This is a genomic window from Corynebacterium sp. HMSC034A01, assembly GCF_001838175.1.
In the GTDB taxonomy this organism is placed as follows: Bacteria; Actinomycetota; Actinomycetes; order Mycobacteriales; family Mycobacteriaceae; genus Corynebacterium.
Map to the genome: position 1 here is coordinate 80113 of NZ_KV835934.1, position 13146 is coordinate 93258.

General features: G+C 64.9%; 13 protein-coding genes. 3 read left to right on the forward strand and 10 right to left on the reverse strand.

What is annotated here, in order from left to right:
- Entirely contained in the window at positions 1–261 is a 261-nt protein-coding gene (locus tag HMPREF2791_RS02910) for a hypothetical protein (protein WP_070474165.1), read from the forward strand.
- On the opposite strand, the gene HMPREF2791_RS12250 is transcribed toward HMPREF2791_RS02910, so the two are convergent.
- Positions 258–1235, reverse strand: coding sequence for a DUF6114 domain-containing protein (locus HMPREF2791_RS12250; RefSeq protein ID WP_246815210.1), 978 nt, complete (start codon positions 1233–1235; stop codon positions 258–260). The genes HMPREF2791_RS02910 and HMPREF2791_RS12250 overlap by 4 nt on opposite strands.
- Positions 1225–1800 carry a DUF6230 family protein gene (locus HMPREF2791_RS02920; RefSeq protein WP_070474164.1) on the reverse strand — a complete coding sequence of 192 codons (576 nt, stop codon included), beginning with the start codon at positions 1798–1800 and terminating at the stop codon, positions 1225–1227. The genes HMPREF2791_RS12250 and HMPREF2791_RS02920 overlap by 11 nt, the downstream gene beginning before the upstream one ends.
- A 103-nt stretch (positions 1801–1903) precedes the next feature.
- Between HMPREF2791_RS02920 and HMPREF2791_RS02925 the strand changes: the two genes are divergently transcribed.
- Complete coding sequence (locus tag HMPREF2791_RS02925) at positions 1904–3487, forward strand: succinic semialdehyde dehydrogenase (RefSeq protein ID WP_070474162.1); 1584 nt, start codon at positions 1904–1906, stop codon at positions 3485–3487.
- Between the two features lie 75 nt (positions 3488–3562).
- Here HMPREF2791_RS02925 and HMPREF2791_RS02930 read toward each other — a convergent pair whose 3' ends face one another.
- The 4 genes from HMPREF2791_RS02930 to HMPREF2791_RS02945 form a co-directional block, all read right to left on the reverse strand.
- Positions 3563–5851 carry a polyribonucleotide nucleotidyltransferase gene (locus HMPREF2791_RS02930; RefSeq protein WP_070474160.1) on the reverse strand — a complete coding sequence of 763 codons (2289 nt, stop codon included), beginning with the start codon at positions 5849–5851 and terminating at the stop codon, positions 3563–3565.
- A 150-nt stretch (positions 5852–6001) separates the two neighbouring features.
- Positions 6002–6271 (reverse strand): 30S ribosomal protein S15, encoded by a 270-nt coding sequence (rpsO, locus tag HMPREF2791_RS02935; protein ID WP_070474158.1) that lies wholly within the window; start codon positions 6269–6271, stop codon positions 6002–6004.
- Positions 6272–6373: 102 nt separating this feature from the next.
- Positions 6374–7336, reverse strand: coding sequence for a nucleoside hydrolase (locus tag HMPREF2791_RS02940; RefSeq protein ID WP_070474154.1), 963 nt, complete (start codon positions 7334–7336; stop codon positions 6374–6376).
- On the reverse strand, positions 7333–8301 hold the full coding sequence (locus HMPREF2791_RS02945) for a bifunctional riboflavin kinase/FAD synthetase (RefSeq protein ID WP_070844311.1): 969 nt from the start codon (positions 8299–8301) through the stop codon (positions 7333–7335). Before HMPREF2791_RS02945 ends, HMPREF2791_RS02940 begins: the two co-directional genes overlap by 4 nt.
- 31 nt (positions 8302–8332) lie before the next feature.
- On the opposite strand from HMPREF2791_RS02945, the gene truB reads away from it, so the two are divergent.
- Positions 8333–9226: a tRNA pseudouridine(55) synthase TruB gene (gene truB, locus HMPREF2791_RS02950; protein ID WP_070844312.1), complete on the forward strand. Its 894-nt coding sequence runs from the start codon at positions 8333–8335 to the stop codon at positions 9224–9226.
- Positions 9227–9447: 221 nt separating this feature from the next.
- Here truB and HMPREF2791_RS02955 read toward each other — a convergent pair whose 3' ends face one another.
- The 4 genes from HMPREF2791_RS02955 to HMPREF2791_RS02970 form a co-directional block, all read right to left on the reverse strand.
- Complete coding sequence (locus HMPREF2791_RS02955) at positions 9448–10110, reverse strand: 4'-phosphopantetheinyl transferase family protein (RefSeq protein WP_070844314.1); 663 nt, start codon at positions 10108–10110, stop codon at positions 9448–9450.
- The gene (locus HMPREF2791_RS02960; RefSeq protein WP_070474147.1) at positions 10110–10910 is read right to left on the reverse strand and encodes a metallophosphoesterase family protein; all 801 of its coding nucleotides are present in this window, start codon (positions 10908–10910) and stop codon (positions 10110–10112) included. Before HMPREF2791_RS02960 ends, HMPREF2791_RS02955 begins: the two co-directional genes overlap by 1 nt.
- Positions 10907–12211, reverse strand: a complete 1305-nt coding sequence (locus HMPREF2791_RS02965; protein ID WP_210400151.1) for an MATE family efflux transporter — start codon at positions 12209–12211, stop codon at positions 10907–10909. The genes HMPREF2791_RS02960 and HMPREF2791_RS02965 overlap by 4 nt, the downstream gene beginning before the upstream one ends.
- A gap of 25 nt (positions 12212–12236) precedes the next feature.
- Positions 12237–13146 (reverse strand): DHH family phosphoesterase (locus tag HMPREF2791_RS02970; RefSeq protein ID WP_070844317.1); only part of this gene is annotated, 910 nt, incomplete at its 5' end.

Sequence of the window (13146 nt, forward strand, 5' to 3'; positions counted from 1 at the left end):
ATGAGTCTGATTTCCTGGCTCGGACTCGGTTTCGTGGCGCTTCTTGCCATCGGCGGCATCGTGGCACTGGGCAACACCTCAAAGGAGATCTACGAAAGCGACATGGAGGAGGACTCCAAGCGCCGGTGGGGATTCCTCATGGGGTTTTCTCCCCTGGCTGGGCTGTACGCCTACAAGAAGCGCGATGAGCTGTTCGGCCACGGCGAGCGGCCAGTGGATGAGCACAGCGACAACCCGGAGCGCAAGCCCGGCTCCCGCTAGTTTCTTGTGGCGCTCAGTGTGAACGACGGTGCGCGGAACTGCTGACTATGCAGACTCACCAGCTCTAAGGTTGCGTTGTTGAGCGCCACATGGTCCATGACCATGTCCGGCACAGCCACATTTGGTACCGGGCGCGCGTCCGGAATGCCGAGCTGCTGGAGGACAGCGCCCAGATCGCCATTCAGATCCACCGTGACGGGCACCGTCGGCACCCCGGCCACCACAGGCGTTGCAGTAATTCCCGTTACCTCGATACGCACAGGGCCCCGGGAGAGTCGTGTTTCAACTGGACCTGTTGTCAGGTTCCCAAGTCCTGGAAGCCCCGGCAGGTCCAAAGAGAGGTTCCGCGCAACGAGCTCATCTCCTGTCAGGATGAGTGTGCGCTTGCGCGACCCCCCGGTATTTGCCAGTCCAACAGTGGCGTGCACGTTGCCCTTCAGCTCCACATGCTCCCCGCGAATCACCGCGGGATTGCCGGGAGGGATAGTCGGACTTTCCTGGGCGATGACCTTTGGTTCGTCGTAAAGCATAGGTGCGCCGACACCTACACCTACAACGACGGCGAGGACTGGGGCTGCGTGTCGGTGTCGTTTCGGTTCGCGCTCCCAACCGAGCGCGAGCGCGCCGCCGACGATGCCGAGGAGCGACCCGATGAAGAAGCCGCCGAGGTTCGACGTCGGCACCGCGATGATGGCGACGATGATGCCCAGCACCCCTAAATACGTCGCAGTGTACGGCTGCATCCAGGTGCCGATGCCGAACATGATGAGCAGCGCACCGATGAGCAGAGTGGACACGCCGGATATGGTGGAGATCATCACCAGAAGGTCCGAAATCTGCACCGTAAAGTACGCCGGCGCGACCATGATGATGCCGGAGATGAGCATGAGCAGGCCGCCAGCGAAGGGACGGGTGCTGCGCCACTCACGGAATTTTTCGCGCCAACCACGGTCATCGGCGTGCTTAGCAGGCATCTGATGAGCCCCTTTTGACGGAAACGTTGACGCCGGACACCTTCAGCGTTTGTGCTCCCACCGACGTCGCCCGGATGTGGTCTGCGCTCAACGCCACGGTTCCGGCAGACAGACCCCAGGCGCCCGGTGCCGCAGCATCGTTGTACTGACTAGCGTCCACGCCAACAGCCGCATTGCCCAGGTCGAGGGAGCCTGAGACATCCGTGGCGCCTACGACCAAATCGCGGGCCTCAACGCTGTCATTCCCGTTCGCCGAAAGACGGAAAGTGCTTTCCCCGATCAGCGGCACATCTGGCAACGTTGCAGACAAACAGAGGTTGGACGCGTAGGCGTGCTGGAACTTAAAACGCGCGACGGGCAACTGCTGGTTGGCCATCTGTTCGCCGTCCACGAACACCGAAAGGCCTTCTCCCCTAAGGTGACTCATGCTCACGGAGAAAAACGTGCCCGACAGGGCAAGGTTGGCGGCAATGCCTCCCTGCGCGACTGCGACACCGGTCGCAGCAAATGCGGAAAGACCAGCCACAAGGGCCACGGCAGTCTTTTTCACATTAATGCGCCCCATGGATTCACCTTTCCTGCACGGGAACTCGCGGGGCCGTCAAAGCGGAACTCCACTGATAATCCGCCAAACCCTACCACGGCGAATGCAGCCTAAGCTCGTCTCCATGCTCCCAAGACGGCTCAAGGAAGAAGCACTGCCAACACCTTTCGTAGAGGAACTGCTCAAGCTCACCACCAACCACACCACCGGTTCGCTTGCCTCCGGAGACTGCACCGTGGTCCGCTCCCCCGTCGTTGAGGACGCCCTCGGCGCTGTCGGCAACGGCACGGAGGCGGATGTGGACGAAGCGTTCCGGATCGCCCACTCGGCGCAAAAGGACTGGTCCGCGAAACCAGTAGCGGACCGCGTGAAGGTCATGGAGAAATTCCACAAGATTGTTATTCAACGCCAAGACCTGCTGGCGGATCTGGTGCAGCTGGAGACAGGTAAGGACCGCACCGCGGCGTTCGATGAAGTGCTGGACGTGCTCAACAACACCCGCTACTACGCCAACAACGCAGCCGGTTTTCTGTCCACCAAGCGCCGTGCTGGCGCATTTCCATTGATCACCTCCACTAAGGAGCAGCGCTACCCCAAGGGCGTGGTGGGCCAGATCAGCCCGTGGAACTACCCGCTCGCGCTCGGCGTCTCCGACGCCATCCCCGCATTGTTGGCCGGTAACGCCGTGGTGGCGAAGCCGGATTCTTCCACCCCGTTTTCTGCCATCATCGCCAAGAAGTTACTCACAAACGCTGGTCTCCCGCACGACGTGTTCCAGATCGTCACCGGTTCAGGCAAGGTCGTCGGCCGGGCGATCGCCCAGCAGTGCGACTACCTCATGTTCACCGGCTCCACCGCCACCGGCAAGCTTCTGGGCAAGGTTGTCGGCGAGCGCCTCGTGGGCTACTCCGCCGAGCTCGGCGGCAAGAACCCGATGATCATCGCGCCGGATGCGGACATCGAGGCCCACATCGACACCATCGCCACAGCCTGCTTCTCCAACTCCGGCCAACTGTGCGTCTCCATCGAGCGCATTTACGTGCCCGACGAGGTCTTCGACCGCTTCATCGCCGCGTTCCGCGACGCCACCAAACGCATCAAACTGGGGTCGGGCTTGAACTGGAACTACCAGATGGGCTCGCTGATCAACCAGAACCAGTTGGACACCGTGCAACGGTTCGTCGACGACGCCGTGGCAAAGGGCGCGACCGTCGTCGCCGGCGGCACACCCCGCCCGGACCTTGGGCCGTTCTTCTTCGAGCCGACGGTGCTCATCGACGTGCCCGAAAGCGCCGACCTCCTCACCCAGGAGGTCTTCGGCCCCGTCGTCTACGTCCAGCGCGTGGCGGACACCGACGAGGCGATCCGCCTAGCCAACAACACCAGCTACGGCCTCAACGCCTCCGTGTTCGGCGCTCCCGACACAGCCTGGGAAATCGCTGAGCAGGTGCAGGCCGGCGGCGTGACCATCAACGACGGCTACGCGGCCACCTGGGCATCCGTGTCCACCCCGCTCGGCGGCGTGAAGGAGTCGGGTGTCGCCCGCCGCCACGGCCCCGAGGGACTGACCAAGTACACCGAGGTCAAGAACATTTCCCAGCAGCGGATCATGCCCATGCGCGGCCCAAAGCAGATGCCGCGCAAGTACTACGGCGAGCTCATGACCACTGCGCTGGATCTTGGCAAGAAGTTGCGGTTCTTGCCGTGACGTGAAACGTCGATAAGCAAGAAAGCGGGCGCCCTCACCACGAGAGCGCCCGCTTTTCGACGATGACCTGACGGTTTACTCGCCGTCCTCGACCGGGACCAACGAGATCTTGCCGCGGTTGTCGATGTCGCGGATCTCCACCTCGACCTTGTCGCCGACGTTGATGACGTCCTCGACGTTCTCCACACGGGTGTTGCCGCCCAGGTTGGAGATATGGATCAGGCCGTCGGTGCCCGGCATGATGGACACGAACGCACCGAACGCCACGGTCTTGACCACGGTGCCCAGGTAACGCTCGCCCACCTTAGGCATCTGCGGGTTGGCAATCGCGTTGATCTTCTCAATCGCGGCGTCCGCAGCCTCGCCGGAAGCGGCGGAGACGAACACGGTGCCGTCGTCCTCGATGGAGATCTCGGCGCCGGTGTCCTCGGTGATCTGGTTGATGGTCTTGCCCTTCGGGCCGATGACCTCGCCGATCTTGGACACAGGGACCTTCACGGTAGTGATCTTCGGCGCGAGGGCGTTCATCTCGTCCGGGCCCTCGATGACCTCGGCCATGGTGTCCAGGATGGCGTCGCGCGCGTCGCGTGCCTGGTTCAGCGCGTCAGCCAGCACCTTCGACGGGATGCCGTCGAGCTTGGTGTCCAGCTGCAGCGCGGTGATGAACTCGCGGGTGCCGGCGACCTTGAAGTCCATGTCGCCGAACGCGTCCTCCGCGCCCAGGATGTCGGTCAGTGCGACGTATTCGGTCTCGCCGTTGACCTCGCCGGAGACCAGGCCCATTGCGATGCCGGCCACCGGGGCGGCCAGCGGCACGCCTGCGTTGTACAGCGACAGCGTGGAGGCGCACACCGAGCCCATGGAGGTCGAGCCGTTGGAGCCCAGAGCCTCGGAAACCTGACGGATGGTGTACGGGAAGTCCTCGCGCGACGGGATCACCGGCAGCAGCGCGCGCTCGGCGAGCGCGCCGTGGCCGATCTCCCGGCGCTTCGGAGAACCGACGCGGCCAGTCTCGCCGGTGGAGTACGGCGGGAAATTGTAGTGGTGGATGTAGCGCTTGGAATCCTCCGGGTGCAGAGAATCCAGGTGCTGCTCCATCTTCAGCATGTCCAGGGTGGTTACGCCCAGGATCTGGGTCTCGCCGCGCTCGAACAGGGCGGAGCCGTGGGCGCGCGGGATGAGCTCGACCTCGACCTCGAGGTCGCGGATGTCCGTCACGCCGCGGCCGTCGATGCGGAAGCCCTCGGCGAGGATCTTCTCGCGCACAATCTGCTTCATCAGTGCGTTGTACGCCGCGCGGATCTCCTTCGACGCCGCCGCGTACTCCTCGCGGTCATCGTCGTCGATGTCGAAGTCGTCGAGAAGGCTCTCCTCGATGTCTTCCATGTACCCGTTGGTGGCCTCGTCGCGCTCGGCCTTGCCCTTGATGGTCAGCAACTTGGCCAGCTTCTTGGACGCCTTCTTCTCCACGGCATTGAACACCTTGTCGGAGTAGGCAGGGAAGAGCGGGAACTCCTTGGTCTCCTTAGCCATCTCGTCGGCCAGACCGCGCTGGGCGCGGCACAGGGTCTCAATGAACGGCTTGGCGGCCTCGATGCCCTCGGCGACGGTCGACTCAGTCGGTGCCGGGTAGCCAGCCTCAATCTGCTTGACCACGTTCACGCCGGCGCCTGCCTCCACCATCATGATGGCGACGTCTTCCTCGGTCTTGCGGCCGCGCTTGCGCTCGACCATGCGGCCAGCCACGACCATCTCGAACAGGCAGCGCTCGTGCTGCTCGTGGTTCGGGAAGGCCACCCACTGGCCCTCCGGGTGCTTGTCGTCCGCCAGCAGCGCCATGCGCACGCCGCCGACCGGGCCGGAGACCGGCAGGCCGGACAGCTGGGTCGCAGCGGACGCACCGTTGATGGCCACGACGTCGTAGTACTCCTCCGGGTGCTGCGAGAGCACGGTGATGACCACCTGCACCTCATTGCGCAGGCCCTTGACAAAGGTCGGGCGCAGCGGGCGGTCGATCAGGCGGCACGCCAAGATCGCCTGGGTGGAGGGACGACCCTCGCGGCGGAAGAAGGAGCCCGGGATCTTGCCGGCTGCGTACATGCGCTCTTCCACGTCCACGGTCAGCGGGAAGAAGTCGAAGCCCTCGCGCGGCTGGTTGGATGCGGTCGTGGTGGCCAGCATCATCGTCTCGTCGTCGAGGTAGGTGGTCACGGAGCCGTCCGCCTGGCGGGCCAGCTGGCCCGTCTCAAAACGGATGGTGCGCGACCCGAAGTCGCCGTTGTCCAGCGTCGCTACTGCTTCGGTGATGCCAAATTCCTCGTCCACGTGGACGTCGAAAGCATTCTTTGGCTTGAAGTTGCTCAAAAGGATCCCTCTCCTTGAAGGTTCATGGCGATCATCGGTGCCGCCTTGTCGTGTTTCTCATGCAACGGCCAATGATGATAACAAAAAACGCCCCACCGTGCTGGTGAGGCGTTCTTTTTGGGCTGTAGCTTTGCGACGGCTTAACGACGCTTAGCGGCGCAGACCCAGGCGACCGATCAGGTCACGGTAGCGCTCGACGTTGTTCTCGCGCAGGTACTTCAGCAGACCGCGGCGGCGGCCGACGAGCAGCAGCAGGCCACGACGGGAGTGGTGGTCGTGCTGGTGATCCTTGAGGTGCTCGGTCAGGTTGTTGATGCGCTCGGTCAGCAGCGCAACCTGAGCCTCCGGGGAACCGGTGTCGGTCTCGTGCAGGCCGTAAGCCTTGAGGATCTCAGCCTTCTTCTCAGTGGACAGTGCCATGAGGTACTCCTTGGTTGTTTCAGTTCGCGTTCTACGGAAAAGTCTTCGCTGCGCCGCAACTGCCGCGAACCACAGTCAAATGGCGCAAGACCTTGGGAGAGGTTACACGACCGGGGTCTCGCGGGCCAAACCGGTCAACCGCCGCATGAACTCCTCCAAGAAGCCGGCAGTGTCCACCCCCACAGCCACAGCAGAGTGCTTGTCTTGGTCGTTGAGACGGGTCTCGTCGCCGATGGTACGCCCGCGAGTTTCACCCTCCACGTCCACCTTCATGTTGATGCCCAGGGTGTCCACCAGCCCCGGGTTGATCGCCACAGCCACCGCCAGCGGGTCGTGTAGACCGCAGCCGCCCAGGTGCGGCGAGGTGGTCTTGTACGCGTCGATGTAGTAGTTCGTGATGTCCGCGAGGAAGTTGCCGCCGGTGGTGCCCAGCTCGGACCACTTCGCGGTCTCGGCTGTGGTCAGCAGCGTCTTCAGCGTGACATCCAGGCCGATCATGGTGACGTTGCGCAGCCTGCGGAACATCAGGTCCGTCGCCTCAGGGTCCTGGTGGACGTTCGCCTCAGACCAGGGAGTGACGTTGCCCGGCACGGTGAGCGCGCCGCCCATCATCACAATCTGCGCACTCTCGCGGAACACGTTGGACGCCTCAATTGCTGCGGCAATGGTGGTGGACGGGCCGGTGGGCACAATCACCAAGTCGCTGCCGTACTGCGCCACTGATTCGACCAAGAAGTCCACGGCGGAGGTGTCCTCCACCTGGCGGGCGGCATCCGGGATCTCCACCTCGCCGATGCCGTTTTTGCCGTGGATGAACGCGGAGATCTCTTGGACCTCGAAGGAGTCCTTGGCGCGCGCGTGTCCGGGCCCGGCAAACACCGGCACGTCCGTGCGGCCGAACAGTTCCAGAATTGCCAGCGTGTTGCGCACGGACTCCTCCACCACGACGTTGCCGTAGGTGCAGGTCACTCCGATGAGGTCAACCTCCGGGGAGGCGAGGGCGTACGCGAGGGCGAGGGCATCGTCGATGCCGGTGTCCAGATCCAGGATCAGCTTGGTGGTCATGCCCCGAGAATATCGCGGGTGCGGGATACGTCGCGTGCCATGTGCTCCAAAAGCTCATCCACCGAGTTGAACTTGAGCATGTCGCGGACCTTTTCCACGAATTCCACGCGCGCCATCCGGCCGTACAGGTCCGCATCCCGGTCCAGCACGAAGGACTCCACGCTGCGCCGCGCGTCGCCGAACGTCGGGTTGGTGCCCACGGAAATCGCCGCCGGGTAGCGCACACCGGGCTGCATGTCGCCGTCGATGGCTCCCTCGTCGATGATTGTCAGCCACCCCGCGTAGACGCCGTCTGCGGGCACCGCCGAGGTGTCGGAGGCGTACTGGTTCGCCGTGGGGTAGCCCAGCTCCTTGCCGCCGCGTCCCGCACCGCGCTCAATCGGAGCAATAACGGAAAACGGCCGACCCATAAAATCGGTGGCCAAAGCGACGTCGCCGCCGGAGAGGTGGTCGCGGATGGCGGTGGAGCAAATGCGTACCTCTCCCTCGCCCAGCAGCTTGACGATGGTCACGTCCACGCCCGCCTGCTCCCCCAGCTGCGCCATGTCGGTCGCGGTGCCGGCGGCGTCGCGGCCGAAGGTGAAGTTCTCCCCCACCAGCACGTGCTTCGCGCCCAGGGTGGAAACCAGCACGTCGTCCATGTACTGCGCAGGCGTCAGGCCCGCGAGCTCTTCGCGGAAGTCGATGACCAGCAGCGCGTCCACGCCGAGTTCGGCGATGTGGCGGGCGCGCTCGTCGAGAGGCATCAGCGCCCGCGGCGCGTGTTCCGGGGCGAAAATGGTCACGGGGTGCGGGTCGAAAGTCATCACCACGCACGGCACTCCGAGCTCGCGAGCGGTGTCCACCGCTTTGGAAATGAGCAGCTGGTGGCCCCGGTGCACCCCATCGAACACACCGATAGTGACCACAGTGCCGGTTTCCGCGAAGGAATCCGGCGCACTCGAAAGCCCGCGCAGAATATCCACGGGGACTTAGGGTACGGCATAATCCCGAGGCATGAACGATCCCCTCTCCACTTCCGGAATCGTCGTCGTGGACAAGCCCGCCGGCATGACCAGCCACGACGTTGTCGCCCGCCTGCGCCGCTTCTTCGGCACCCGCAAGGTCGGCCACGCGGGCACGCTCGACCCCATGGCAACCGGCGTGCTGGTGGCGGGCATCGAACGCGGCACGAAGCTGCTGGCCCATCTTGTGGCTGAGGACAAGGTGTACGAAACCACCATCCGACTGGGCGCGTCGACGACGACGGATGATGCCGAGGGCGCGATCGTCGACAAGCATGATGCCTCTGGTGTGACCGGTGAGGCGATTCGCGCCGAGGTGGCGAAGCTGACCGGCACGATCATGCAGGTGCCGTCGAAGGTGTCCGCGATCAAGATCGGCGGGCGGCGCGCGCACGAGCTGGTGCGCGCCGGCGAGGAGGTGGACATCCCCGCGCGTGAGGTGACCATCCACGCGTTTGACCTCGGCGAGATCCGCCGCGACGGCGAATACGTGGACGTCGACGCGCGCGTGCACTGCTCTTCCGGCACCTACATCCGCTCGCTCGGTCGCGACCTCGGCGCCGCCCTCGGGGTCGGGGGCCATTTAATTGCCTTACGACGCTCCCGCGTCGGCTCCTTCGCCCTCACCGACGCACGCACCCTCGAGCAGCTCGAGGACGCCGCCGAGCTGTCCCTGAGCCTGGACGAGGCGCTGGTCCGCGCGTGGCCGGTGCTCGACGTGACGGCCGAAGAGTACGACGCGCTGGCCATGGGCAAGTGGCTGGAGCCGCGCGGGCTTGGGGGCGTGCACGCGGCGGTGGGCCCGGACGGGCGCGCGGTGGCACTGGTGAAAGAAAAGGGTAAGCGCTTGGCAACGGTGTTCGTGGCGCGCCCGTCGACGTTGTAGGGGTGCGGCCTAGGTGGCTGCGCGCCTGGCTCGGTCTCCGCTCCCGCGTTCAGGCCCCATCCCGCGGATCCAGCTAGTAAGACCCAGCTATCGGCCAAAATATGGCGATTAGCTGGATCCTTGTAGCTGGAAACAGGAGCCGGGGGCGGCTGGGGGCCGGCTGGGCGGGCAGAGGTCGGGCGGGCCAGTGCTGAGAGACGCCCGGCCACAACCCCGCCCAACTACCTCACGTAGGTGGCCGTGACCACGTAGCCGCAGCGCTCGACCCAGCGTCCCTCGAACAGCGGCACCGGGGCGGGGCGGGCCAACAGCTGGGAGGTGAAGGATCCGTCGGTGCGCAGCTCGATTTCGGCTTCGTCGAAGTCGAGCCAGCGCCGTGTCATCGGGTACCAGCACTTATAGGTGGCTTCCTTGGCGCAGAACAGCAGGCGATCGGCCCACCTGTAGCCGTCCGACTGCAGGCGCTGCACCATCGCCATCTCGGTTTCGCTGGCGATGGAATGCAGCACCCCGTCCGGGAGCGGCTCGGCCGGCTCGGCGTCTAGGCCCATGGAGCGCACGTGCCGGGTGGAGGCTGCCACGGCGGCGCGCAGTCCGTCGGTATGTGTGAGCGAACCGGTGAAGCCCTCCGGCCACAGCGGCATGCCCCGCTCCCCGCGCAAGATGGCCCCGGCCGATTCCACGCCGAGTTCGCGCAGTGCTTGGTGGGCGCACCAGCGGGCATCGCCGAATTCGCCCTTGCGCACGTCCACGGCGGCGCTGACCTCCTTGCGCTCGTCGGGGTGCAGGTCCTCGTAGCGGGTCAGGTCGACGGCGTCGGTTTCGTCATCCGTCAGGTAGAACACGCAGCGTGCCTCGGGAGGGAACAGCGCAACGTCTTGCATCACTGCTCAACCTCCATGACCGGGTACGGGAACGGCTGCGCGGACGGGTGGCGCTCCCATTCACGCGGATAGCCGAGAGACGCTTCGATGTGCTCGATTCCGGCGACAGTTGTCACCCCCGGCATGTGCAGGTGACCGTACACGACCGCCTTCGCGTTGTAGCGCTGGGGCCAGGTTCGCGTGTGCCGGGTGCCGCACCACAGGGCGATGTCGGACCACTGCATGCGCTGGACCGGTTCCTGGACCAGCGGCCAGTGGTTGATCAGGATCGTGGGGCCGTTGATGCGGGAGAGCCGCTTGGTGGTGTACGCCAGCCGGTCCCAGCACCAGGCGCGGATGTCCACGAAGGGGGCGATTGCGACCTCGTCGGTCATCACCACGTTGTTCTCGTGCGCGGCGGCGAGCGCTTCTTCCACGGTGAGGTTGCGGGCGCGGAACGAGTAGTCGTAGAGGGTGAACAACGGGCAGATGGTCACCCCGCCGAAGACCGGGTAGCGGTCCTCCGGGGTGATCACGCCGATCGAGCGCATCGCCTGCACCAGCATCGTGTATTTCTCGCGTCCGCGGTGCCTGTCGGCGGAGCGGCAGAACAGCTCGTGGTTGCCGGGAACCCACACCACGGTGTGGAAGCGGTTGGCCAGATCCTCCATCACTTGGATGATCAGCTCCGGACGCTCGGCTACATCACCAGCGACGATGAGCCAATCTGAGGGGTCGGCCGGCTGGATTGCGTCAATTTTCGGGCCGTTGCGCTTCACCGCCGCGTGCAGGTCGCTGACGGCCCAGAGCGTGGTGGTCATTCCTCATTCTTACCATCCGCACCAGACACGGCCCACCGCATTGAGCGGAATCTCCACACCACGCCAACCAATCGCGCGACTACCTGGGCCAGCTGCCCGACCCAGATGCCGGCGAGCCCCCAGCCGAATGCGCCAGAGGCCAGGATGATCGGCAGCGCCACACCAAGCAGCGAAAACAGCGTGAGGTTGCGCAAGAACGCGGCGTCGGCGGCACCGAGGAGCACGCCGTCGAGAGCGAAGACCGCCCCTCCAACCAGGATCATCCCGATGAGCAGGAACCAGGGCACCCGGAGCGTATCTACGACTTCCGGGTCGGACGTGAAAATGCTCTGGATCGGCACAGCGAATACCGCGAACACGGCAGACAGCGCCACCGCGAAGATCATGGAGTATTTCAGCGCCTGTAGCCCAACGGCGCGCGCCTGCTGCGCTCCCCCGCGGCCCAGCGCGGAACCGGTCAGGGTCTGCGCCGCGATGGCCAGCGAGTCCAGCACGAGCGTGAGGAAGTTCCACAGCTGCAGCATGAGCTGGTGCGCCGCCAGCGCCACCACCCCGATCCGACCCGCGACAGACGCGGCGGCCAAAAGCGAAACCTGGAAGGACAACGAGCGCAAGATCAAATCCCGCCCTAACACCAGCTGGCGCTTGATCACGCTCCACCGTGGCGTCCAGCTGCCGCCATACCTGGCGTTTTCTCGCACCAGCACCACCACAAACAGCGCGGAGGTGATGCCCATGCCGATCACGTTCGAGACAGCCGAGCCGACCAGGCCGTAGCGCCCCACCAAGATCGGCAGCAGTATCGCGCCGGGGACCAGCCCGCACAATGTCAGGTAAAACGGCAGCTTCGTGTTCTGCACCCCGCGCATCCAGCCGTTGCCGGCCATGATCATCAGCGTCATCGGCACCGCGATGACCGCCACGCGCATCCATTGCGCCGCACGCACGCTCGTGTCGTAATCGTTGGCGAGTGCTTGGGCGAGGGGTTGCGCGAACAGCCCGACAATGAGCGCCAGCAGCGTGCCGACGCCTAAAGCCACCCACGTGGCTTGCACACCCTCAGCCACCGCTTTGTCGCGCCGCCCAGCGCCAAAAAATCGCGAGCTGCGCGCGGTGGTGCCGTAGGACAAAAACGTCAGCTGCGTCGTCACCGTCGATTGGATCGCGGCACCCGCGGCGAGTGCGGCGAGTTGGGCGGTGCCGAGGCGGCCCACCACTGCGGTGTCCAACAGCAGGTAGAGCGGGTTCGCCGCCAAAACACCGAGGGCAGGCAGGGCGAGCATCAGGATCTCGCGGCCCATCGAACGTTGTTTTGCTGGTTGCCTGTTACTCATCGGGCTCCGGGAACGCGTCGAGAAGCTTGCGGATGACCTCGTTGCGGGTGCCGGTGGCGGAGTAGCCTGCGGCCGCCCAGTGGCCGCCGCCGCCGAGCTGCTGCGCGACGGCGGAAACGTCCACCACCACCGAGCGAAGCGACATCGCCCAGTGTTTCGGCGCCTGTTCTTTGAGCACCACGCCGACATCGGTGCCTTCGAGCGAGCGGGCGTAATCGATGATGGACTCCACCGCCGTCTGGCTCATGCGCGAGTGGATCCCCGCAGGGATCGTCAACACCGCCACGGACAAGCCCTTCGTGGGCACAATCTGGGTTTTCGCCAGCACCTCGCCCATCAGCTGCATGTCCACCGGCCCCATGGTGTCCATCAGGTCGAGCGCGATCTGACGGGTGTCCAGCCCGTACTCCATGAGCTCAGCCGCGAAGACATGCATGCGCGGTGTGCCCCAGCGGAAGCTGCCCGTGTCCGTGACCAGTCCCGCGTACAGGCCGTAGGCGATGTCCGGGTCCAGCTCCACGTCGAGGTAGCCCAGCAGTTCGCGGACCATCACCGTGGTGGATTCGCTCTCCACAATGACGTTCATGCCGCCGAAGCCGGGGTTGGTGTTGTGGTGGTCGATCACGATGACCCGCGAGGGGTCGTCCATGATCGCCGGCATGAGCGAGCCGGTGCGGTCCGCAGAGGCGCAGTCCACGGTGACCACGAGGCCGTCGTCAGGCAATGGCTCACCGTAAACTATGCGGTCCACGCCCGGGATGGTGCGCATGTTCGCCGAGTGCGGCAGCGGCTGGCCGATGTAGACCTGCACGTCCTTGCCCAGCTTCTCCAGACCAAACGCCAGCGCACAGGCAGAACCGATCGCGTCCGCGTCAGGCTTGATATGCGCGACCACCGAAATC

Excerpts from the sequence above, each read along its gene's own strand:
- HMPREF2791_RS02910 (WP_070474165.1), top strand. The coding sequence starts at position 1 with ATGAGTCTGATTTCCTGGCTCGGACTCGGTTTCGTGGCGCTTCTTGCC.
- HMPREF2791_RS12250 (WP_246815210.1), bottom strand. The coding sequence starts at position 1,235 with ATGCCTGCTAAGCACGCCGATGACCGTGGTTGGCGCGAAAAATTCCGT.
- HMPREF2791_RS02920 (WP_070474164.1), bottom strand. The coding sequence starts at position 1,800 with ATGGGGCGCATTAATGTGAAAAAGACTGCCGTGGCCCTTGTGGCTGGT.
- HMPREF2791_RS02925 (WP_070474162.1), top strand. The coding sequence starts at position 1,904 with ATGCTCCCAAGACGGCTCAAGGAAGAAGCACTGCCAACACCTTTCGTA.
- rpsO (WP_070474158.1), bottom strand. The coding sequence starts at position 6,271 with ATGGCACTGTCCACTGAGAAGAAGGCTGAGATCCTCAAGGCTTACGGC.
- HMPREF2791_RS02940 (WP_070474154.1), bottom strand. The coding sequence starts at position 7,336 with ATGACCACCAAGCTGATCCTGGATCTGGACACCGGCATCGACGATGCC.
- truB (WP_070844312.1), top strand. The coding sequence starts at position 8,333 with ATGAACGATCCCCTCTCCACTTCCGGAATCGTCGTCGTGGACAAGCCC.
- HMPREF2791_RS02955 (WP_070844314.1), bottom strand. The coding sequence starts at position 10,110 with ATGCAAGACGTTGCGCTGTTCCCTCCCGAGGCACGCTGCGTGTTCTAC.
- HMPREF2791_RS02960 (WP_070474147.1), bottom strand. The coding sequence starts at position 10,910 with ATGACCACCACGCTCTGGGCCGTCAGCGACCTGCACGCGGCGGTGAAG.
- HMPREF2791_RS02965 (WP_210400151.1), bottom strand. The coding sequence starts at position 12,211 with ATGGGCCGCGAGATCCTGATGCTCGCCCTGCCTGCCCTCGGTGTTTTG.